The organism is Nocardioides mangrovicus, assembly GCF_003674065.1.
Taxonomy (GTDB): domain Bacteria; phylum Actinomycetota; class Actinomycetes; order Propionibacteriales; family Nocardioidaceae; genus Marmoricola; species Marmoricola mangrovicus.
This window is the reverse complement of sequence record NZ_RDBE01000006.1, coordinates 102,303-123,584: the sequence shown is the minus strand read 5'-3', so window position 1 is coordinate 123,584 and position 21,282 is coordinate 102,303. Positions and strand designations below refer to the sequence as shown.

The 21,282-nt window shown below is 72.4% G+C and carries 19 protein-coding genes; 15 read left to right on the top strand and 4 right to left on the bottom strand.

From position 1 onward, the window contains the following. Positions 1-133: 133 nt before the first annotated feature. The 3 genes from D9V37_RS06470 to D9V37_RS06460 all read left to right on the top strand — a co-directional run bounded on the left by D9V37_RS06470 (position 134) and on the right by D9V37_RS06460 (position 4,328). Positions 134-1,363 carry an Nramp family divalent metal transporter gene (locus D9V37_RS06470; protein WP_121805330.1) on the top strand — a complete coding sequence of 410 codons (1,230 nt, stop codon included), beginning with the start codon at positions 134-136 and terminating at the stop codon, positions 1,361-1,363. A gap of 137 nt (positions 1,364-1,500) precedes the next feature. After that, positions 1,501-3,243 (top strand): 2-isopropylmalate synthase, encoded by a 1,743-nt coding sequence (gene leuA / locus D9V37_RS06465; protein WP_121805329.1) that lies wholly within the window; start codon positions 1,501-1,503, stop codon positions 3,241-3,243. A gap of 131 nt (positions 3,244-3,374) precedes the next feature. Continuing rightward, positions 3,375-4,328 carry a PDDEXK family nuclease gene (locus tag D9V37_RS06460; RefSeq protein ID WP_121805328.1) on the top strand — a complete coding sequence of 318 codons (954 nt, stop codon included), beginning with the start codon at positions 3,375-3,377 and terminating at the stop codon, positions 4,326-4,328. Positions 4,329-4,381: 53 nt separating this feature from the next. Here D9V37_RS06460 and recO read toward each other — a convergent pair whose 3' ends face one another. Both recO and D9V37_RS06450 read right to left on the bottom strand, forming a co-directional pair. Then, complete coding sequence (gene recO, locus D9V37_RS06455) at positions 4,382-5,119, bottom strand: DNA repair protein RecO (RefSeq protein ID WP_121805327.1); 738 nt, start codon at positions 5,117-5,119, stop codon at positions 4,382-4,384. A gap of 14 nt (positions 5,120-5,133) precedes the next feature. Next, positions 5,134-6,003, bottom strand: a complete 870-nt coding sequence (locus D9V37_RS06450; RefSeq protein WP_232524787.1) for an alpha/beta fold hydrolase — start codon at positions 6,001-6,003, stop codon at positions 5,134-5,136. Positions 6,004-6,022: 19 nt separating this feature from the next. Here D9V37_RS06450 and D9V37_RS06445 point away from each other — a divergent pair, with 19 nt between their 5' ends. Next, positions 6,023-6,478 (top strand): GNAT family N-acetyltransferase, encoded by a 456-nt coding sequence (locus D9V37_RS06445; RefSeq protein WP_147455879.1) that lies wholly within the window; start codon positions 6,023-6,025, stop codon positions 6,476-6,478. Here the strand turns inward: D9V37_RS06445 and D9V37_RS06440 are convergent. Together D9V37_RS06440 and D9V37_RS06435 are read right to left on the bottom strand one after the other, a co-directional pair. Next, positions 6,467-7,969 (bottom strand): class I adenylate-forming enzyme family protein, encoded by a 1,503-nt coding sequence (locus D9V37_RS06440; RefSeq protein ID WP_121805325.1) that lies wholly within the window; start codon positions 7,967-7,969, stop codon positions 6,467-6,469. The two genes, D9V37_RS06445 and D9V37_RS06440, sit on opposite strands and share 12 nt — an antisense overlap. A gap of 23 nt (positions 7,970-7,992) precedes the next feature. After that, positions 7,993-8,772, bottom strand: a complete 780-nt coding sequence (locus tag D9V37_RS06435; RefSeq protein WP_198412420.1) for an isoprenyl transferase — start codon at positions 8,770-8,772, stop codon at positions 7,993-7,995. 111 nt (positions 8,773-8,883) lie between these two features. Between D9V37_RS06435 and D9V37_RS06430 the strand changes: the two genes are divergently transcribed. From D9V37_RS06430 to D9V37_RS06380, 11 genes are all read left to right on the top strand, one after another. Further along, positions 8,884-9,195, top strand: coding sequence for an antibiotic biosynthesis monooxygenase family protein (locus D9V37_RS06430; protein ID WP_121805323.1), 312 nt, complete (start codon positions 8,884-8,886; stop codon positions 9,193-9,195). A 138-nt stretch (positions 9,196-9,333) separates the two neighbouring features. Beyond that, positions 9,334-10,731, top strand: a complete 1,398-nt coding sequence (locus tag D9V37_RS06425) for a glycine--tRNA ligase (protein WP_232524786.1) — start codon at positions 9,334-9,336, stop codon at positions 10,729-10,731. Continuing rightward, positions 10,731-11,351 carry a hypothetical protein gene (locus tag D9V37_RS06420; protein ID WP_121805321.1) on the top strand — a complete coding sequence of 207 codons (621 nt, stop codon included), beginning with the start codon at positions 10,731-10,733 and terminating at the stop codon, positions 11,349-11,351. Before D9V37_RS06425 ends, D9V37_RS06420 begins: the two co-directional genes overlap by 1 nt. Before the next feature lie 21 nt (positions 11,352-11,372). Then, positions 11,373-12,530, top strand: a complete 1,158-nt coding sequence (gene dusB, locus D9V37_RS06415) for a tRNA dihydrouridine synthase DusB (protein ID WP_121805320.1) — start codon at positions 11,373-11,375, stop codon at positions 12,528-12,530. Between the two features lie 117 nt (positions 12,531-12,647). Further along, the gene (locus tag D9V37_RS06410; protein WP_147455878.1) at positions 12,648-13,550 is read left to right on the top strand and encodes an SH3 domain-containing protein; all 903 of its coding nucleotides are present in this window, start codon (positions 12,648-12,650) and stop codon (positions 13,548-13,550) included. Positions 13,551-13,766: 216 nt separating this feature from the next. Further along, a complete protein-coding gene (locus D9V37_RS06405; protein WP_121805318.1) occupies positions 13,767-15,560 on the top strand; it encodes an ABC transporter ATP-binding protein in 1,794 nt (597 codons plus the stop codon). Continuing rightward, positions 15,557-17,365, top strand: a complete 1,809-nt coding sequence (locus D9V37_RS06400; protein ID WP_121805317.1) for an ABC transporter ATP-binding protein — start codon at positions 15,557-15,559, stop codon at positions 17,363-17,365. Before D9V37_RS06405 ends, D9V37_RS06400 begins: the two co-directional genes overlap by 4 nt. Then, complete coding sequence (gene hisI, locus D9V37_RS06395; RefSeq protein ID WP_121805316.1) at positions 17,362-17,715, top strand: phosphoribosyl-AMP cyclohydrolase; 354 nt, start codon at positions 17,362-17,364, stop codon at positions 17,713-17,715. Before D9V37_RS06400 ends, hisI begins: the two co-directional genes overlap by 4 nt. Next, positions 17,712-18,401, top strand: a complete 690-nt coding sequence (locus tag D9V37_RS06390) for a Trp biosynthesis-associated membrane protein (RefSeq protein ID WP_158604391.1) — start codon at positions 17,712-17,714, stop codon at positions 18,399-18,401. The genes hisI and D9V37_RS06390 overlap by 4 nt, the downstream gene beginning before the upstream one ends. A gap of 10 nt (positions 18,402-18,411) precedes the next feature. Continuing rightward, positions 18,412-19,476 carry an ROK family glucokinase gene (locus D9V37_RS06385; protein ID WP_232524785.1) on the top strand — a complete coding sequence of 355 codons (1,065 nt, stop codon included), beginning with the start codon at positions 18,412-18,414 and terminating at the stop codon, positions 19,474-19,476. 165 nt (positions 19,477-19,641) lie between these two features. Then, positions 19,642-21,282: an ABC transporter substrate-binding protein gene (locus D9V37_RS06380; protein WP_232524784.1), complete on the top strand. Its 1,641-nt coding sequence runs from the start codon at positions 19,642-19,644 to the stop codon at positions 21,280-21,282.

Here is a 21,282-nt window from a genome sequence, read left to right as displayed (position 1 = left end):
AAATGAAGTGCTCCGAATCACAACCGCACACTCATAAGGCCACGATCTTCCCCCTCTTGCGCAGGTATTCCTTTCGCGTTTAGCGTGCGGTGGACCGCTCTTTTTCTCCCCTCCGCCCTCCGCGAGGTCGCCCATGTACCAGCAACGGCCCGGCCGCCTGTGGCGACTGCGGTGGTGGCTGCGCCGCTCGCTGCCGGCGCTGGGGCCGGCCTTCGTCGCCGCGATCGCCTACGTCGACCCGGGCAACGTCGCGACCAACGTCGCCGCCGGGGGGCGCTTCGGCTACCTGCTGGTGTGGGTGGTGGTGGTCGCCAACGTGATGGCGATGCTGATCCAGTACCTCTCGGCCAAGGCCGGCCTGGCCACGGGCCTGAGCCTGCCCGCGCTGTGCCGCGAGCACCTGCCTCGTCGGGTGGTCGGCGGGCTGTGGCTGCAGGCCGAGCTCGTGGCGATCGCCACCGACGTGGCCGAGGTGGTGGGCGGCGCGCTGGCGCTCCGGCTGCTGTTCGGCCTGCCGCTGCTGACCGGCGGACTGATCACCGCCGGCGTCGCGTTCGCGCTGCTGCTGCTCAAGAACCGCGGTCACCGGCCGTTCGAGATCGCCGTCACCGGCATGCTGGGCGTGATCCTCGTGGGCTTCGCCTACGACCTGGTCCTCGGCCGGCCCGACGTCGGCGCGCTGGTCGGCGGCAGCGTGCCGAGGTTCGACGGAGCGGCCTCGGTGGTGCTGGCCAGCGCCATGCTGGGCGCCACCGTGATGCCGCACGCCATCTACCTGCACTCCGGGCTGACCGCCGAGCGCGCCGTGGGCGCCAGCGAGCCGCGTCGCCGTTTCCTGCTTCGCGGCCAGCGCGTCGACGTCGTCGTCGCGATGACGCTGGCGGGCCTGGTGAACCTGGCGATGCTCGTGGTCGCGGCGAGCATGCTGCGCGGCCACGGCGACACCATCGAGGCCGCGCACGCGGCGCTGGGCGAGGTGGCCGGGCGACCGGCGGCGGTGCTGTTCGCCGTCGCCCTGCTGGCCTCGGGGTTCGCCGCCTCCAGCGTCGGCACGCTCTCGGGCCAGCTGGTGATGGAGGGGTTCTTGCGCCGTCGGCTGCCGCTGGTGCTGCGGCGGCTGGTCTCCCTGGCTCCGGCGCTGGTGGTGCTCGCCGTCGGCGTCGACCCGACCAAGGCGCTCGTCGCCTCCCAGGGCGTGCTGTCGCTGGGCATCCCGTTCGCGCTGGTGCCCCTGGTGCTGTTCACCCGCCGCCGCGACCTGATGGGCGCACTGGTGAACCGACGGCTCACCACCGTCGTCGGCGGGGCCTGCGCGGCGCTGGTCATCGCGCTCAACCTCGCCCTGGTGGGGTCCCTGGTGTGAGACGGGTGCGCTACCGTGGGACCACCATGGCGCGCCTGCTCCTCCTTCGCTGCCGCAGCGAGGTCTGACCACTCCGGACCCCTCGCTGCGGAGTTCCGTGCCGCCTCCGGATCCCAGCGCCAGCGAAGGACCATCCGATGACCCTGCAGAACCAGCGCCACGTCAACACCCAGCGTCCCGGCGGGATGCCGGTGCACCGCTACCGTCCGTTCCCGCCGATCGACCTGCCTGATCGCACCTGGCCCTCGCGGACCATCACCCAGGCGCCGCGGTGGCTCTCCACCGACCTGCGCGACGGCAACCAGGCCCTCATCGACCCGATGAGCCCGGCCCGCAAGATGCGCATGTTCGAGCTGCTCGTGCGGATGGGCTACAAGGAGATCGAGGTCGGGTTCCCCTCGGCCTCGGAGACCGACTTCGCCTTCGTCCGCGCGCTGATCGAGTCCGACAAGGTGCCCGAGGACGTCACCATCTCGGTGCTCACCCAGGCCCGTGAGGACCTCATCGAGCGCACCGTGCAGTCGCTGGTCGGCGTCCACCACGCCAACATCCACATGTACAACGCGCTGGCGCCGCTGTTTCGCCGCGTCGTCTTCCACGCGGGCAAGGACGAGATCAAGGACATCGCCGTCCGCGGCACCGAGCTGGTGATGAAGCACGCCGAGAGCTGGCTGGACAAGACCGTCATCGGCTACGAGTACAGCCCGGAGATCTTCACCGGCACCGAGCTGCCGTTCTCGGTCGAGGTGTGCGAGGCGGTCTCCGACGTCTGGCAGCCGGGCGACGGCCGCGAGATCATCCTCAACCTGCCCGCCACCGTCGAGATGGCCACGCCCAACGTCTACGCCGACCAGATCGAGTGGTTCTGCCGCCAGCTCACGCGGCGCGAGGACACCGTCGTCAGCCTCCACCCGCACAACGACCGCGGCACCGGTGTCGCCGCCACCGAGCTGGCGCTGATGGCCGGCGCCGACCGCGTCGAGGGCTGCCTGTTCGGCCACGGCGAGCGCACCGGCAACGTCGACCTGGTGACGCTGGCGATGAACCTGTTCAGCCAGGGGGTCGAGCCGATGATCGACGTCTCCGACATCGACGAGATCCGCCGCACGGTGGAGTACTGCACCCAGCTGCCGGTGCACCCGCGCCACCCCTACGCCGGCGACCTGGTCTACACGGCGTTCTCCGGCTCCCACCAGGACGCCATCAAGAAGGGCCTGGAGGCGCTCGAGGCCGAGGCCGAGGAGGCCGGCCACCCGGTGGCCGAGCACCCGTGGGAGGCGCCGTACCTGCCCATCGACCCGCGCGACGTCGGCCGCACCTACGAGGCCGTCATCCGGGTCAACAGCCAGTCCGGCAAGGGCGGCGTGGCCTACCTGATCAAGACCGAGCACAAGCTCGATCTGCCGCGTCGGCTGCAGATCGAGTTCTCCGGGGCCGTGCAGCGACAGACCGACGGCGAGGGCGGCGAGATGTCGGCCGACCAGATCTGGTCGGCCTTCACCGCCGAGTACCTCGACCGCGAGACGCCGCTCAAGCTCGACTCGGTGCATACCTCGTCCACCTCGGGCGGCAAGGACGCGCTCACCGTGGGCATCTACGTCGACGGCGAGCTGCGCCGGCTCGAGGGCACCGGCAACGGCCCCATCAACGCGTTCATCAACGCCCTGGCCGACCTCGGCGACCCGCGGTTCGACATCCGGCTCCTCGACTACGCCGAGCACGCCCTCTCCGCGGGCGGCGACGCCCAGGCGGCGGCGTACGTGGAGCTCACCGTGCCCTCGGGGGGCGCCGAGGAGGTGCTCTGGGGCGTCGGCGTGGACCCCAACATCGTCACCGCCTCGCTCAAGGCGGTCATCTCCTCGATCAACCGGGCCCGCTGAGGCGTCACATCTCCGCGCGTCAGCACGCGCGAGGCGTCGTGTCCTCGCGCGTGCTGGGTGGCGAGGCGTCGCATCCGCGCACCTGTGGATGACGACCTGCGCCAGCGGCCCGGTCGGGTGAGGCTCGGCGCATGCACCGTGCACTCACCCTCGACGACCTGCACGCCCGCCTGGCCTACCTGCCCGACGACGCTCCGTTCACGGCGGAGCAGGTCGCGCAGGTGGGGATGGGCGACCGGCACGTCACCCGGCTGCTGATGGCGGGCTCGCTGCGTCGGCTCGTGAAGGGCGTCTACGTGAGGGCCGACGTCGAGGACTCGCTCGCGCTGCGGTGCGCGGCGGTGCGGCTGGTCGTGCCCGACGACGCGGTCGTCACCGACCGCACCGCGGGCTGGCTCCACGGTGCCGAGATGGTCCTCGCTCCGAACGACCACCTCAAGGCACCGACCGTCTCGGCCTTCCAGCGGCGTCGCGGCGGCCGGCTGCGCAACGACCTCACGGCCAGCGGGCAGCGCCTCATGCCCGACAGCGACGTCGTCGAGCTCATGGGTTTGCGCGTCACCACGCCGCTGCGGACCGCGCTCGACCTCGGGCGGCTGCTCCACCGCGACCAGGCTTTCGCCGCGATGGGCCAGATGCTGCGGGTCGGCGTGGACCAGGACGAGGCACTCGGCGAGGTGCGGCGGTTCGCCGGCTTCCGCGGAGTTCGGCAGCTGCGCGAGCTGCTGCCGCTGGTGGACGCCCGGGTGCAGTCACCGCCGGAGTCGGTGCTGCACCTGCGGTGGCTGGAGTGCTCGGACCTCCCGGTGCCGGAGCTCCAGCTCGAGGTGCCCGGACCACGCGGCTCCTCGTTCTTCTTGGATCTCGGGGTGAGCCGGCTCCGGTTGGGCGCCGAGTACGACGGGTGGGAGTGGCACTCGGGCGAGCGCGCCGAGGACGACGCCCAGCGGCGGGCGTGGATCCGCAACCGCCTCGGCTACCTCGTGCTGGTCTTCCGTCGGGAGCAGCTCTTCGGCCCGCGCGAGAACGTCGGACTCACCCTGCGGCGTGCCGTGTACGAGCGGACGCGACGCCTCGGTGCCTAGCACGGGCGAGAACGCGACGCCTCGGGGCTCGAGACGCGCGGGAACGCGACGCCTCAGCGGGCTACGTAGGCCATCGAGCGCAGTCCCCGCTCCAGGTGCCACGAGAGGTACGCCGAGACCAGCGTGGCGGCCTCGCGGCGGGCGCGGTCGTGGCTGGCTCCGAGGGACTCCACGAGGTCCCAGTCGCCGGCGAGGAGGCCGCCCATGAGGGTGATCGCCTCGGGGGCGGGAGAGGCCGAGCCCGGCAGCCGGCAGCCGGCGCACAGCACGCCACCGTGGGCGGGGTTGAACCAGCGGTGCGGGCCCTCCAGCCCGCAGGTGGCGCAGGCCGCGAAGGTTGGGGCGTAGCCGGCTACGGCCAGCGATCGCAGCAGGAACGAGTCGAGGACGTCCGCGGGCCGGCGCTCGCCGGAGACCATCGCGCGCAGCGCGCCCACCAGCAGCAGGTACTGCTGCACCGACGGCTCGCGCTCCTCGGCCACGAGCCGCTCGGCCGTCTCGAGCATCACCGAGGCGGCGGTGTAGGTGTCGTAGTCGGCGCTGATCGAGGCGCCGAAGGGGTCGCGGGTGACGGCCTGGGTGATGGTGTCGAGGTTGCGGCCTACGGCCAGCTGCAGGTCGACGTGGGTGAACGGCTCCAGCCGCGAGCCGAACTTCGAGGACGTCCGCCGCACGCCCTTGGCCACGGCCCGCACCACGCCGTGCTGCCGGGTGAGCAGCGTGATGATGCGGTCGGCCTCGGCCAGCTTGCGCGTGCGGAGCACGATCGCGTCGTCGCTGTAGAGAGGCACCCCTTGATCATCGCCTAGGTGGAGCGCACCGAGCGCGCCTGGGACGGCGCGTCGCCCGACCACACCTCGTCCAGGAACGCCGCGGCGATCTCGGTGAGCCGGTCGGGGCGCAGCGCCCACTCCACGATGCTGCGCGCCTCGACGAAGGTGGCGTTGGGCATCTCCTCGGCCAGCATGGCGGCGTCGGCGGCCGGGTGGATGGGGTCGCGGGGGTGGCCGACGACCAGCGCCGGCATCTCCAGCGACTCCCGGATCCGGGCGCCCGGCGCGATCCGGCCGAAGAGCAGGCCGTGCATCGTCGCGGCCATCGGGCCGGGCCGCTGGCCGAGGGTGTCGAGCACGATCCCCGCCCAGAACGGCACCAGGCCGCGGGGCACCGCGTGCGTCACCCGGCGGACGGCCGACACGGTGAGGGGCAGGTAGCGCGCCGCGAACATCAGCGGGCTGAAGGCGACCAGGCAGGCGTCGAGGGCGTTGTCGAGCACCGGCATCTCCAGCACCAGCGCGCGGACCCGGTCCGGCGCGGCCGCCGCGACCTCGAGCGAGACGTTGGCACCCAGCGACGTACCCCCGACGACGGCCTCGTCGGCGCCCAGGTGGTCCAGCAGCGCCAGCACCTGCTCGCCGAAGGCGGTCATCGAGTAGACCAGCGGGTCGTCGGGACGGTCGGAGCGGCCGTGCCCGAGCAGGTCCAGGGCGACGACGTGGTTGCCGGCCTCGGCCAGCGCCCGGGCGAGCGGCTGGTGCATACGACGGGTCATCAGCTGGCCGTGGAGCAGCACCACCCAGCGGTCGTCTCCGCCGCGGGCGCCGCCGTACTCGGTGTACTCCAGCCGGCAGCCGTCGACGAACAGCTGCCCGATCCGTTCGGATACCAGGCTCACGGCGTAGGACGATAGCCCGGTGGACCTGCGGATGATCGGACCCGAGGACTGGCCGCACTGGCGCGGCATCCGCCTCGCGGCGCTGGCCGGTGACCCCGACGCGTTCGGCAGCACACTGGCCCGCGAGCAGGCCTACGACGAGCAGCGCTGGCGCGGCTTCTGCCACGAGCCGGCCACGCTGGTCCTCGACGGCGACGAGCCGGTGGCGATGGGCAGCGGCTTCGCCGACGAGCCCGGCCGGCTGATGGTGGTGGCGATGTGGACCCGCCCCGAGCGACGCGGGGAGGGACTGGGCGGCCGGGTGCTCGACGCGGTCACCGCGTGGGCGGTGGACCAGGGGCTGCGACCGCACCTGTTCGCGATGCTGACGAACCCCGATGCCGAGCGCCTCTACACCCGTCACGGCTACGTGCGCACCGGGCTGGTCGAGGAGCACGGCGGCCGGCTCGCCGCCCAGCTCGAGCTACCCGGCTGACCCGCTGCGCAGCGACTTGCGGTCGAGCTTGCCGACGCTGGTGAGCGGGATCCGGCCCACCACGTGCACCTCGCGGGGGTACTTCACCTTCGAGAGATGCTCGCGCGCGTAGGCGACCAGCTCCTCCGACGTCGCGGTGGCGCCCTCGTGGAGCTCCACGTAGCCGACGACCTCCTCGCCGCGCTCGGCGTCGGGCCGCCCGACCACGGCGGCGACCGCCACCGCCGGGTGCTGCACCAGCACCTCCTCGACGTCGCGCGGGTAGACGTTGAAGCCGCCGCGGATGATGACGTCCTTGAGGCGGTCGACGATGAAGAGGTAGCCGTCGTCGTCGAGGTGGCCGACGTCGCCGGTGTGGAACCAGCCGTCGCGCAGCGCGACGGCGGTGGCCTCGGGGTCGTTCCAGTAGCCGCTCATCAGCGCAGGCGTGCGCACGCAGATCTCCCCGTCGACGCCGGGGCCGGCGTCGGTGCCGTCGGGCAGCTCGATGCGCAGCTCGGCCAGCGGCACGGCACGTCCTACGCTGCCCGCCCGGGCCTGCCCGTACGGCGTCGAGGAGGCCGAGGCGGTGGTCTCGGAGCAGCCGTAGCCCTCGTCGATCTCGACCCCGGGCAGCAGCCGCGCCCACTGCGCGACCACCTCGGCCGGGAGGGGAGCGCTGCCGCTGCCGACCCGGCGCAGCGAGGACAGGTCGTAGTCGCCGACCGGCATCGTGGCGATGAGCCGCAGCATCGTCGGCACCAGCGCGGAGGCCTCGACCCGCTCGCGCTGCACCAGCTCCAGCCAGGCGGTCGGGTCGAACCAGCGCATCAGCACCGTGGTGCCCGGCCGGACGGCGTGCAGACCCATCGTGCAGACCATCAGTCCGTAGACGTGAGCCAGCGGCAGTGGCACCAACGAGACGTCCATCGGCTCGACCTCGCCGGAGGAGACCGACGCCCACGCCGCAGCGGAGAGGGCGTCGTGGCTGATCATGACGCCTTTGGCGCGCCCGGTGGTGCCGCCGGTGTAGAGCAGGGCGGCCAGGTCGGTGGAGTCGACGTCGGTCAGCGAGGCCTCGTCGCCGGTGAGCAGCGCCTCGTACTGCTCGCCGACGACCACGACCCGCACCTCGAGATCCTCGACGGCCGAGGCGAGCGTGGCCTCGAACTCGTGGGTGGTGACCACGACCTTCGCGCCGGAGTCGACCAGGGCGTGGCGCAGCTCGTCGCGGCTGAGCAGGAACAGCAGCGGGGTCACCACCGCACCGAGCCGCCACACCGCCTGGTAGGTCTCCAGCACCTCCGGGCAGTTGGCCATGCAGACCGCCACCCGGTCGCCGCGGCCGACGCCGAGGTCGGCGAGCCCGGAGGCGAACCGCCGCGCCCGCGACCCGGTGTGGGCGCTGGTGTGCCGGGCGCCCTCGAAGACCAGTGTCGACTCCTGGCCGAAGCGGTCCTGGGCCTGCTCGGCGAGCCGGGAGAGCGGGGTGCCGGTCGGTTGGGTGATCACCCTCACAACCTACGAGCAATCCCTCAGGCCGACCCGTACCGACGGTCGCGATCGGCGTAGGTCTCGATGGCGCGCCACAGGTCGCGACGGTCGACGTCGGGCCAGAGCACGTCGGTGAAGACCATCTCGGAGTACGCGGCCTCCCAGAGCATGAAGTTGGAGAGCCGCTGCTCACCAGAGGTGCGCCAGATCATGTCGGCGTCGCCGATCTCGGGGACGTAGAGGTAGCGGGCGAAGGTCTTCTCGGTGATGCGTGTGGGGTCGAGGCGGCCGGCGACGGCGTCGCGCGCCATCGCGGCGGCGGCGTCGGCCAGCTCGGCGCGGCCGCCGTAGTTCACGCACATGGTGAGGGTGAGGACGTCGTTGCGCTGCGTGAGCTCCTCGGCGACCTGCAGCTCCTTGATCACCGAGCGCCACAGCCGCGGCGCCCGGCCGGCCCACCGGACCCGGACGCCCATCTCGTTCATCTCGTCGCGGCGGCGACGGATGACGTCGCGGTTGAAACCCATGAGGAACTTGACCTCGGCCGGCGAGCGGGTCCAGTTCTCCGTGGAGAACGCGTAGGCCGAGACCGCTTTCACGCCGATCTCGATCGCCCCCTCGACGACGTCGAACAGCGACTGCTCGCCGCGGGAGTGCCCCTCGGTGCGCGGCAGCCCGCGGGTCTTCGCCCAGCGGCCGTTGCCATCCATGATGATCGCGACGTGGCGCGGGACCAGGTTCTTCGGGACGTCCGGGGGGAGTGCGCCCGACGGGTGAGGGGTTGGTCGGCGGGGCACGGGGGGGAGCCTAGTGCGCGCCAAAGTCCCGCACTTGCGCAGTTTTGCGCGTGATATATCGGGCGCCACCCCGGAATTGCTTCGCAAGTGTGGGGTTGGCGCAGCCCGGGGACGCCGCGACCTACGCTGACCCCCGTGCTCGTCGTGACCCGCTTCCGAGTCCCCGAACCCGAGGGCGAGGCGTTCCGGGCCGACCTGGAGACCGCCCGTGACGCCCTGGCCGAGCGGCCCGGGTTCGAGTCGGCGCACCTGGGGCGCAACGTCGACGAGCCGGAGCTGTGGACGATGGTGACCGTCTGGGCCGACGTCGGCTCCTACCGGCGTGCGCTCGGTGCCTACGAGGTCAAGCTCCGGGCCGTGCCGCTGCTGGGTCGGGCGCTGGACGAGCCGAGCGCCTACGAGACGCTCGACGGGCCCCTCAACACCGCCGGCGCCCGGGAGCTGTGAGCGAGGACGGGATCGTCGCCGCCTCCACCGCGGTGCGCGAGCAGACCGCCGACCGGCCGACGGGTCCGGGAACGGATGTGCTCCGGGCTCGACCGGCCAACTAGGCTGAGCGACTCCCGACCACAGGAGTACCCAGAAGTGCCGAAGAAGCCGCCGTCCGCCCTCGACCACGTCGTCTCCCTCGCCAAGCGGCGCGGGTTCGTGTTTCCCGCGGGCGAGATCTACGGCGGCACCCGCAGCGCCTGGGACTACGGGCCGCTGGGCGTGGAGCTGAAGGAGAACATCAAGCGGCAGTGGTGGCGCTACATGGTCACCGCGCGCGAGGACGTCGTCGGCCTGGACTCCTCGATCATCCTGCCCACGCGCACCTGGGAGGCCTCGGGCCACCTGGAGACCTTCACCGACCCGCTCACCGAGTGTCAGAACTGCCACAAGCGCTACCGCGAGGACCACCTGCAGGAGGACTACGCGCAGAAGAAGGGCATCGGCGACCCCGACACCGTCGACATGAAGGACGTCGTGTGCCCCAACTGCGGCGTCCGCGGCGCTTGGACGGAGTCGCGCAACTTCCAGATGATGCTCAAGACCTTCCTCGGCGTCGTCGAGGACGAGTCGTCGGTCTACTACCTGCGCCCCGAGACCGCGCAGGGCATCTTCTTGGACTTCCAGAACGTCGTCACCGCGACGCGGAAGAAGCCGCCGTTCGGCATCGCCCAGATCGGCAAGAGCTTCCGCAACGAGATCACGCCGGGCAACTTCATCTTCCGCACGCGCGAGTTCGAGCAGATGGAGATGGAGTACTTCGTCAAGCCCGGCGAGGACGAGGAGCTCCACCAGTACTGGATCGACGAGCGCACCCGCTGGTACACGGACCTCGGCATCGACCCCGAGAACCTGCGCCACTACGAGCACCCGAAGGAGAAGCTGTCGCACTACTCCAAGCGGACCGTCGACATCGAGTACCGCTTCGGGTTCTCCGGTCGTGACTTCGAGGAGCTCGAGGGCATCGCGAACCGCACCGACTACGACCTCACCCAGCACTCCACGTTCTCCGGCCAGGATCTCTCCTACTTCGACCAGGCCGCCGACGAGCGCTACATGCCCTACGTCATCGAGCCGGCGGCCGGGCTGACCCGCAGTCTCATGGCCTTCCTCATCGACGCCTGGACCGAGGACGAGGCGCCCAACACCAAGGGCGGCGTCGACAAGCGCACCGTGCTGCGCCTGGACCCGCGGCTGGCGCCGGTGAAGGCCGCGGTGCTGCCCCTCTCTCGCAACGCCGACCTGACCCCGAAGGCCAAGGACCTCGCGCAGGTGCTGCGCGCCAACTGGAACATCGAGTTCGACGACTCCGGCGCCATCGGCCGGCGCTACCGCCGCCAGGACGAGATCGGCACGCCGTTCTGCATCACCGTCGACTTCGACACCCTCGAGGACCAGGCGGTCACCGTCCGCGAGCGCGACGCCATGACCCAGGAGCGGGTGGCGCTGGACCAGGTGCAGGGCTGGCTCGCCCAGCGGCTGATCGGCTGCTGATGGTCCGCTACCCGGTGCTGGTGGTTCTCGCGGCGCTGGTCACCGGGTGCAGCAGCACCGGAGGCGGCGCCGACGCCCCCGCCCCGAACGCCTCCAACTCCGGCATCGTGCCGCCCTCGCTGACCGCCAGCGCCGCGGCCCAGGGGCAGGGGCAGGGGCAGAAGCTGTCCTTCGGGCAGAGCGCGGAGGTCTCGTTCCGGCCCAACGCGAAGCGGGCCACGACGCTGCGGCTCGCCGTCACCGTCGCCCGCACCGGCCGGGTGAGCGACCTGGCGGCGTACGCGCTCGACGACCAGGCGAAGGCCTCGACGCCGTACTACGTGCGCGTCGACGTCGCCAACGACGGCTCCGGCGACGTCGGCGGCTCGCCGGTGCCACTGTGGGCGACCACCACCGCCGGCGCCGTGGTCGGTGCGTCGTCCTTCGCGCAGCCGTTCGCCAAGTGCCGCTCGACGCCGCTGCCGCAGCCCTTCGCCCGCGGCGCGAGCCTGCACACGTGCCTGCTGTTCCTGGTCCCGCAGGGTGCGACACTGGTGGCGTTGACCAACCGCACCGCCGCCGGCGACGTCGCGGTGACCTGGACGGGGCAGGTCGAGCCGCCTCGCCCGCAGAAGAAGTAGCGCTGAGGAGGTAGGAGTCCGGTGACCGTCACGCTCGAGCGCGGCCTGCAGCTCGGGCCGCTGCACGTCGACGTGCCCGTCGTGCTGGCGCCGATGGCGGGCATCACCAACGCCGCCTACCGGACGCTGTGCGCCGAGCAAGGCGCAGGCCTCTACGTCTGCGAGATGATCACCAGCCGCGGCCTGGTCGAGGGCGACGCGACGACGCGGGCGATGCTGGCCTTCGACGAGTCCGAGACCGTCCGCTCGGTGCAGCTCTACGGCACCGACCCCGGCTACGTCGGCCGCGCCACCGAGATCCTCTGCAGCGAGTACGGCGTCGCGCACGTCGACCTCAACTTCGGCTGCCCGGTACCCAAGGTGACCCGCAAGGGCGGCGGCGCGGCGCTGCCCTGGAAGCGCACCCTGCTGGCCCGCATCCTCGAGGCGGCGGTGGCCGCCGGCGAGCGCCACGGCGTGCCGGTGACGATGAAGACGCGCAAGGGCATCGACGACGACCACCTCACCTACCTCGACGCCGGCCGCATCGCGCAGGAGTCCGGCGCGGCCGCGATCGCGCTGCACGGTCGCACCGCGGTGCAGGGCTACTCCGGCGAGGCCGACTGGGACTCGATCGCGGCGCTGGTCGAGCACGTCGACATCCCGGTGCTCGGCAACGGCGACATCTGGGAGGCCGCCGACGCGCTGCGGATGGTCGAGCAGACCGGCGCCGCCGGCGTCGTGGTGGGTCGGGGCTGCCTGGGCCGGCCGTGGCTCTTCCGCGACCTGGCCGCCGCGTTCGGGGGCCCCTCCTCCCACGGCCAGCAGCGCACCGCGCTGCCCACGCTCGGCGAGGTGACGGCCATGATGCGGCGCCACGCCGAGCTGCTGTGCCGGCACATGGGGGAGGAGCGCGGCTGCAAGGAGTTCCGCAAGCACGTGGTCTGGTACCTCAAGGGCTTCCGGGCCGGCGGTGAGCTGCGGCGCTCGCTCGGCCTGGTCGACTCCCTCGCGACGCTGGACCTGCTGCTGGCCGACCTCGACCCAGCGGAGCCGTTCCCGGTCTCCGAGCTGGGTGCTCCGCGCGGTCGCCAGGGCAGCCCGCGCCACGGCGTCGCCCTGCCGGAGGGCTGGCTGGCGGACACCGACGGCACCGGCTGCGAGCTCGTGGAGGACGCCTCGGAGACCTCCGGCGGGTGATCCGGCTCACGCGATGAGCGGGCAAATCGGGGCGATCCGGCGCGGAAACTTGACCAAGGCGGTGGCCTTGGGGACGGTAGCGGGGTCCATCAGCCCCCGACGACGAGGATCGATCTGGTGCCCACGGGTCGACATGCGGCCGCCCGACATCGCGCGGTGCGCCCGGCGCGACGGCTCTCGCCGCTGACCGCGAAGAACCCCGCGCTGCGCGCAGCGGCCGTCACCGCTCCCGCTCTCACGGTCGGGGTCGTCGGCGTCGGCCTGGCCAACGCCGGGTCCCTGTCCGGCGAGCTCGCGGCCGCCGACGTCCACAGCACCGTCGCCTCACCGGCCTCCGACCCGGTGCAGACGACCCGGGCGGCCCAGTCGTCCCAGGCGCGGACCTCCTCGCTCTCCCGGTCGGCCGTCCGCGTCGTCGCCGTCGCCCGCGAGGGCCGGCAGGCCAGGCAACGGCTGGTCCGCTTCACCACCGACAGCCTCGACGTGCGCCTCACCCCCGCCTCCGACGCGCAGGTCGCCGAGGAGATCAGCAGCGGCACGAAGCTCATCGCCACCGGCCTGGTGCGCGGCGCGTACGCCGAGGTCAGCTGGAAGGGGCAGCGGCGCTGGGTGACCGCCCAGTACCTCTCCGACCAGCGGCCCACCGATCCTGCCGACCTGCCGCTCTCCGATGCCCCCTGCCCGGACTCCTCGGTCGAGCACGGCCTGACCGACGGTGCGGTCCGCGTCTACCGGGCGGTGTGCCACGCGTTCCCGATGATCACCTCGTACGGCGGCTGGGACGCCCACGGCGAGCACGCAAGCGGCAAGGCGATCGACATCATGCACCCCAGCGTCGAGGTGGGGTACCAGATCGCGGAGTTCCTCAAGGCCCACGCCGCCGAGCTCGGCCTCTTCGACGTCATCTGGCGCCAGCACATCTGGACCCCGGTGCGCGCCTCGGAGGGGTGGCGCTCGATGCCGAACCGCGGCTCGGCCACGGCGAACCACTTCGACCACGTGCACGTGTCGGTGAACTGACCCAGCCACCGGTGCAGAGATTGGGTCGCCCGCCCGTCCCGGGCCCGGTCGAGCTCGCTCGGTCCCTTCGCTTCCCACGATGGACGGACGGTTCCCGCGGTGAGTTCGTCATGGGAACCGTCCGTTCACCAAGGCACCGTGGTGAACGGACAACCAGGGGCCCTGAGGGTCACCGGCCGCGGGAATGGTCGGCGCCCCCCTTTAGGTTGGGGACCCGTGACCGACAACCTCGCCTCCGCACGCACCGGGACGCTGCGCGACGGGCTGCGGGTGCTCGGGGTGGCGATCCGGCGCGAGCCGGGGATCTTCACGCTCTCGGCGCTGGGCAGCGTGCTGTTCGGCGCCTTGACGGTGGCCGACGCCTGGGTGCTCGGGTGGGCCACGGACCACGCGATCGTACCGGCGTTCCGCGAGGGGCGGGTCGGCAGCGGCGTGCTGGTGGCGGTGGCGGCGCTGTTCCTGGGCGTCGCGCTGCTGCGGGCGGTCGGCATCGTGGCGCGGCGGCTGGGGGCGGGCGTCATGCAGTACCGGATGCAGGCGGCCTACCGGCGCGAGGTCACCCGGCAGTACCTGGCGCTGCCGATGGAGTGGCACCAGCGCCACCCCACCGGACAGCTGCTCTCCAACGCCAACTCCGACGTCGAGGCCGCGTGGTCGCCGATCGCGCCGCTGCCGATGGCGGTCGGCACCATCGCGATGATGGTCTTCGCGGTGGTGCAGATGCTGGTCACCGACCTGGTGATGGCGGTCGTCGGGTGTTGCGTGTTCCCCCTGGTCATCGTGGCCAACGTCGCCTACCAGCGGCTCTCCTCACCGCTGGTCACCCGGATCCAGGCGCTGCGCGCGGAGCTGAGCGAGATCGCGCACGAGTCCTTCGACGGGGCGCTCGTGGTCAAGACGCTGGGCCGCGAGGCGCAGGAGACCGAACGTTTCGGCGCGAAGGCGCGCCAGCTGCGCGACCTGGGCATCCGCGCCGGCCGGATCCGGGCTGCGTTCGACCCGCTGCTGGAGGGCCTGCCCAACCTGGGCATCCTCGTCGTGCTCGGCGTCGGCGTACTGCGGGTGCGCGGCGGTGCCGCCGACGCCGGCGACGTCGTCACGGTCGCCTACCTGCTCACCATCGTCTCCTTCCCGATCCGCAGCATCGGCTGGCTGGTGGGGGAGTTCCCGCGCAGCGTCGTCGGCTACGAGCGGGTGCACCGGGTGCTCGACGAGGAGCTCGAGACCAGCTACGGCGGGCAGCACCTCACGTCGCCGCGGCACGGTGTGCGGCTGGCCGTGGACCACCTCTCCTACTCCCACACGCCCGGTCAGCGGCTGCTGGAGGACCTCGACCTGGTGGTCGAGCCGGGGCGCACCGTGGCCCTGGTCGGCGCCACCGCCAGCGGCAAGAGCACGCTCGCGTCGCTGCTGATGCGGCTGGTCGATCCCGACGCCGGCGCCATCACCGTCGACGGCACCGACCTGCGCGACCTCGCCCACGGCGCGCTGGCCGAGCAGGCCGCGCTGGTGCCGCAGGGCACGTTCCTCTTCGACGACACCGTGCGCGGCAACGTCACCCTCGGCGCCGACGTGCCCGACGACGCCGTCTGGGCGGCCCTGCGCACCGCCCAGGCCGACGGCTTCGTCGCCGCCCTGCCGCACGGCCTCGACAGCCGTCTCGGCGAGCGCGGCACCACGCTGTCGGGCGGTCAGCGGCAGCGGCTCTCGCTGGCCCGCGCGCTGGTGCGCCGGCCGCGGCTGCTGGTGCTCGACGACGCCACCTCCGCGGTCGACCCCGAGGTCGAGCAGCGCATCCTGGCCGCCATGCGCGAGAGCGCCGACGACGACGCCGTGACCATGGTGCTGGTCGCCTACCGCAAGGCCACCATCGCGCTGGCCGACGAGGTGGTCTTCCTCGCCGACGGCACGATCGCCGACCGCGGCACCCACGCCGAGCTGCTGGCCCGCAACCCGGCCTACGCCCGGCTGGTCAACGCCTACGACGCCGAGGAGGTGCCCGCGTCATGACCACCGTCGCCACCGGCGAGGAGATCGGCGCGCTCGCCACCCTGCGCCGCGGCCTGCACTTCTCACCCGAGCTGGGCGACGGGCTCAAGGGCACCCTCGCGCTGGCGGTGCTGGGCACCGTCGGACGCGTCGTGGTGCCGATCGCGGTGCAGCAGACGCTCGACAAGGGTCTCAACGGGGCCGGCGGCATCGACCTGGGGTTCACCGGGCGGATGGCGGTGGTGGCCGCGGTGGCCATCCTGGTCACCGGGGTGTCGTCGTACCTGATGACCTTCCGGCTCTTCCGCACCGCCGAGACCGGGCTGGCCACGCTGCGCACGAAGGCCTTCCGCCACGTGCACGAGCTGCCGGTGCTCACCCAGAACACCGAGCGCCGCGGCGCGATGGTTTCCCGCGTCACCAGCGACGTCGACCAGGTCTCCCAGTTCCTGGTCTTCGGCGGCATCCTGGCGCTGGTCAGCGTGCTGCAGGTCATCGTCGCCACCGTGGTGATGCTGTTCTACTCCTGGCAGCTCACGGTCTGGGTGTGGGTGAGCTTCCTGCCGCTGATCTCGAGCCTGCGGTACTTCCAGCGCCGGCTCTCCGCGGCGTACGGCGTGGTGCGCCGCCAGGTCGGCCTGATGCTGGCGGCGATCAGCGAGCCGGTGGTGGGCGCGGCGGTGGTGCGCACCCACGCCATCGAGTCGCGCACCCAGGCCCGGATCGATGAGTCCATCGACGCCTACCAGCTGGCCTCGACCCGGGCCCAGGGGCTGACGGCGGTCTCGTTCTCCCTCGGCGGCATCTCCTCGGGGCTGGCCAACGCCGGCGTCGTGGTGATCGGCATCTGGCTCGGGTTCGGCGACCACATCACCTCCGGACAGGTGCTGGCCTTCGCGTTCCTGGTCAGCCTGTTCGTCGGCCCGGTGCAGACCGGCACGCAGGTGCTCACCGACGCCCAGAACGCCATCGCCGGCTGGCGGCGCACCATCGGCATCCTCGACACCCCGGCCGACCTTGCCGACCCCGGACCCGTGGGCGTCGACCTGCCCGCCGGTGCGCTGGCCGTCGACTTCGACGACGTGGGGTTCGCCTACCCCGGCGGCCCGCCGGTGCTGCGCGAGGTCACCGAGCACATCGACCCCGGCACCCGCGTGGCCGTGGTGGGCGAGACCGGCTCGGGCAAGACCACCTTCGCCAAGCTGCTCACCCGGTTGATGGACGCCGGCTCCGGCACGGTGCGCCTGGGCGGGGTCGACGTGCGCAGCGTCGGCTTCGACGCGCTGCGGCGGCGGGTGGTGATGGTGCCGCAGGAGGGGTTCCTCTTCGACTCCACGTTGCTGGCCAACGCCCAGTACGGCCGGCTCGGCGCCATCGCCGACGACGTGCGGCGCGCCGTGACCGACCTCGGCCTGGCCGACTGGCTCGAGGGGCTGCCCGAGGGGCTGCAGACCCGGGTCGGGCAGCGGGGCGAGTCGCTGAGCGCGGGGGAGCGGCAGCTGGTGGCGCTGGTGCGCGCCCACCTGGCCGACCCCGACCTGCTGGTGCTCGACGAGGCCACCAGCGCCGTCGACCCCGAGCTCGAGGTGCGCATCGGCCGGGCCCTGGAGCGGCTGATGGCGGGGCGGACGTCGGTGACCATCGCCCACCGGCTCACCACGGCCGAGAACGCCGACGAGGTGATCGTCTTCGACGCCGGCCGCGTGGTCCAGCGCGGGCCGCACGCGGCCCTGGTCGCCCAGGGCGGCGTCTACGGCCGGCTGCACGCCTCGTGGGTGGCCCAAGGGTCGGCGCCGGCCCCCGCACCGGGGACACTGGAGCCATGACCACGGCACCCGTCTCCGGTCTCGACCCCGCGATCGCCGCGCGCCTCAAGCGCAACGAGGCCGGCCTGGTGGCCGCGATCGTGCAGCAGCACGACACCGGCGAGGTCCTCATGCTCGGCTGGATGGACGACGAGGCGCTGCACCGCACGCTCACCACCGGTCGCGGCACGTTCTGGAGCCGCTCGCGGCAGGAGTACTGGGTCAAGGGCGAGACCTCCGGCCACCGCCAGCACGTCAAGGAGGTCCGCCTCGACTGCGACGGCGACGCCGTGCTGGTCAGCGTCGACCAGGAGGGCCCGGCGTGCCACACCGGCACCCGCACCTGCTTCGACGACGGGCTCCTCTCGTGACCCCACCACACGCCTCCTCCCCGGTCCGCTCCGCCGAGCAGCGACGCGAGGGATCCGCACGGGTGGGGCGCCGCACCTTCGGCCCCGTCGTGCTGGTCGGGCTCGCCTCGGCGGTGCTGCTCGCGGTCGCGGCCGCCCGGGTGTGGGTCTCGCACTCGCTGACCGTCGGGGGTCGTGACGCCGGCATCGACCTGGTCGGCTCCGACCTGGGCAAGGAGGCGCTGGCCGCGCCGCTGGCGTACGTGCTGCTGGTGGGCTGGGGCGTCGTCCTGGTCACCCGCGGCGCGGTGCGCCGGGTCGCGGCGGTGGTCGTCGTGCTGGTGGCGCTGGGGCTGCTCGTCGACGTCGTGCTGGGCGGCTTCGGGCTGGCCGACGACGTGCGCTCGGCCTTCGCCTCGCAGACCAAGGCCGGCGCCCGGCTGCACACCGGGTTCACCGCCTGGTACTGGGTGGCGCTGGCCGCGGCGGTGGTGGCCCTGATCGACACCCTCGTCGCGCTGCGGGTGGTCGGCACCTGGCCCACGATGGGCCGCCGCTACGACGCACCGAGCGCCCAGAGCGACGCGCCTCGCGCCGTCGCCCGCCCCGACGCCGACCCCGACGACCCCGAGGGCGGCAACCGGGCGCTGTGGAAGGCCATCGACGAGGGCGACGATCCGACGACACCGGGCGAGAGGGATCGCTAGCGTGGCCCACGTGACACAGGAACCACTGCGGTCGAGGCTGCTCCGGTGGGACCCGTTGACCGTCGGCATCGACATCGGCGGCACCAAGGTGCTGGCCGGCGTCGTCGACCAGTTCGGCCACGTGGTCGAGGTCAAGCGCCGCGCGACGCTGGGCCACGACGTGAGAGCGGTCGAGGACACCATCGTCGAGCTGATCCGCGAGTTCGCCGAGGACCACGAGATCGCGGCGGCGGGCATCGGGGCGGCCGGCTTCGTCGACGCCACCCGCTCGACCGTCATGTTCTCCCCGCACCTGGACTGGCGCCGCGAGCCGCTGCGCGACCGGGTGATGGCGCGGGTGCGCGTGCCGGTCGTGGTCGACAACGACGCCAACGCCGCGGCCCTGGCCGAGTGCCGGTTCGGCGCCGGGGTGGGTCACCGCTTCGTGCTGTGCGTGACGCTCGGCACCGGCATCGGCGGCGCGCTGGTGATGGACAACCGCGTCTTCCGCGGCGCGAACGGCATGGCCGGGGAGTTCGGGCACGTGCAGGTGGTGCCCGACGGCCACCGGTGTGAGTGCGGCAACCGCGGCTGCTGGGAGCAGTACGCCTCCGGCAACGCCCTGGTGCGCGAGGCCCGGCAACTGATCGCGCAGAACTCACCGGTCGCCCACCACCTGCGCGACCTGGTCGAGGGCGACCCGGCGCGGTTGAGCGGACCGCAGATCACCGAGGCCGCACGGGCGGGCGACGCGCTCTCGCTGGAGCTCATCGCCGACGTGGGGGAGTGGCTCGGCGTCGGCCTGGCCGGCATGGCCGCCTCGTTCGACCCCAGCTGCATCATCGTCGGCGGCGGCGTCTCGGCCGCCGGTGATCTGCTGCTCGAGCCGACCCGTCGCGCGTTCGCGCGACACCTCACCGGCCGTGGCCACCGGCCCGAGCCGCCCATCCACGCCGCCGCGCTGGGTCCCGACGCCGGCTTCATCGGCGCGGCCGACATGGCCCGCTCGGCCGCGCGCCGCGCCCGGCGCACGCGGGTACGCCGCAAGGACCGGCGGACCCGCCGGCTGCTGGAGACCCGCGCCTCGCAGCTGTAGCGCCCGGCGACGGCATTACACGAACGACGCTGACAGACGAACGGCGCTGTCACACGAACGTCATCGACCACGTCGTTGACGGCTCGGCGGTCGGCGGGGCAGGATCGACGACGTCGGATTGTATACGATCCGACCGTCACTGGAGTCGATCTCGAGGGGACCACCGTGACACTGCGACCGACGCTGCCCGTCGTCCGCACGACGTTGTGCCTGCTGGGCCTGCTGCTGATGGGCGCCTGCTACGCCGTCCAACCGCGCCCGGCCGCGGTCGAGCACGCCGACCGGACCAGCGTCGGGTCCGGCGGCCGGCAGGTGCAGCAGGGCGGCGACCTGGTGATGGGGCTCTCGGCGGAGCCCGACGTGCTCGACCCCACGACGTCCAGCTCGCTCTACACCCGCTACGTCATGAGCTCGATCTGCGAGAAGCTCTACGACCTCGACGCCAAGACCGAGCTGGTGCCCCAGCTCGCCTCGGCGCTGCCCACGCTGAGCGACGGCGGGCTCACGGTCACCATCCCGCTGCGCCAGGGGATCGAGTTCGCCGACGGCACCAAGTTCGACGCCGCGGCCGTCAAGACGACGCTGCAGCGCGACCTGACCAAGAAGGACTCCGCGCGGGCCTCGGAGATGGGACCGGTGCAGAGCATCGACACTCCCGACGACCACACCGTGGTGCTGCACTACAAGACGCCGTTCGCGCCGATCACCGCCGCGCTGGCCGACCGCGCCGGCATGATCATGTCGCCGGCCGCGCTGAAGAAGTACGGCGACGACTTCGGCAACCACCCCACGTGCGTCGGCCCTTTCCGCTTCGTCAAGCGCGTGCCTCAGACCGAGATCGTCGTGCGCCGCGACCCGCGCTACTACGATGCCAAGGACGTCCACCTCGACACCATCACCTACCGGATCATGACCGACGCCAACATCCGGGCGGCGAACCTGCGCTCGGGTCAGGTGCAGGTGATCGACACCGTCTCGGCTCAAGACGTCGACGCGCTGCGGCGCGAGCCCGGCATCGGGCTGCTGCAGGTCGGCTCGCTGGGCTACCAGGGCGTCACCTTCAACGTCGGCAACACCCGCGGCCTGGGCAAGCCGCCGGGCAAGATCGACACCCCCGAGGCGCGCGACGCCCGGGTGCGACGCGCCTTCGAGCTCTCGGTGGACCGCACGGCGCTGGTGAACTCGGTGTTCAACAACTGGGCCGAGCCCGCCTGCTCGGGCGTCGCGCCCGACACCGAGTACGCCACCACGGCCAGCAACCACTGCCCGGCCTACGACCCGAAGCGCGCTCGGCAGCTGCTGCGCGCGGCCGGGGTGCGTACGCCGCTGAAGCTGACGATGACGCTCACCAACACCCCGGACACGCTGCGGCTGGGGCAGGCGCTGCAGGCGATGGTGAAGAAGGGCGGCTTCGACCTGCGGCTCCAGGCGGTCGAGTACTCCACGCTGCTGGACCAGCAGGACCGTGGCGACTTCGACCTGCTGCAGCTGGGCTGGTCGGGCCGGATCGACCCCCACGGCAACCTCTACACGTTCCTGGCCACCGAGCAGGGCAACAACGTGGCGGGCTACAGCAACAAGGAGGTCGACGCGCTGCTGGCGCAGGCGGCGCAGCAGACCGACCCGGTGCAGCGCGGCGCCACCTATGGCCAGGCGGTGACGGCGGTGCAGCAGGACGACCCGATCGTCTACCTCTACCGCCAGCGCAACCTCACCGCGTACTCGACCGACGTCACCGGCATCTCCGCCTACGCCGACGGCGTGGTGCGGCTGGGCACGGCGGCCTTCGTGAAGGGAGCGCACTGA

Excerpts from the sequence above, each read along its gene's own strand:
- D9V37_RS06470 (WP_121805330.1), top strand. The coding sequence starts at position 134 with ATGTACCAGCAACGGCCCGGCCGCCTGTGGCGACTGCGGTGGTGGCTG.
- leuA (WP_121805329.1), top strand. The coding sequence starts at position 1,501 with ATGACCCTGCAGAACCAGCGCCACGTCAACACCCAGCGTCCCGGCGGG.
- D9V37_RS06460 (WP_121805328.1), top strand. The coding sequence starts at position 3,375 with ATGCACCGTGCACTCACCCTCGACGACCTGCACGCCCGCCTGGCCTAC.
- D9V37_RS06420 (WP_121805321.1), top strand. The coding sequence starts at position 10,731 with ATGGTCCGCTACCCGGTGCTGGTGGTTCTCGCGGCGCTGGTCACCGGG.
- D9V37_RS06400 (WP_121805317.1), top strand. The coding sequence starts at position 15,557 with ATGACCACCGTCGCCACCGGCGAGGAGATCGGCGCGCTCGCCACCCTG.
- hisI (WP_121805316.1), top strand. The coding sequence starts at position 17,362 with ATGACCACGGCACCCGTCTCCGGTCTCGACCCCGCGATCGCCGCGCGC.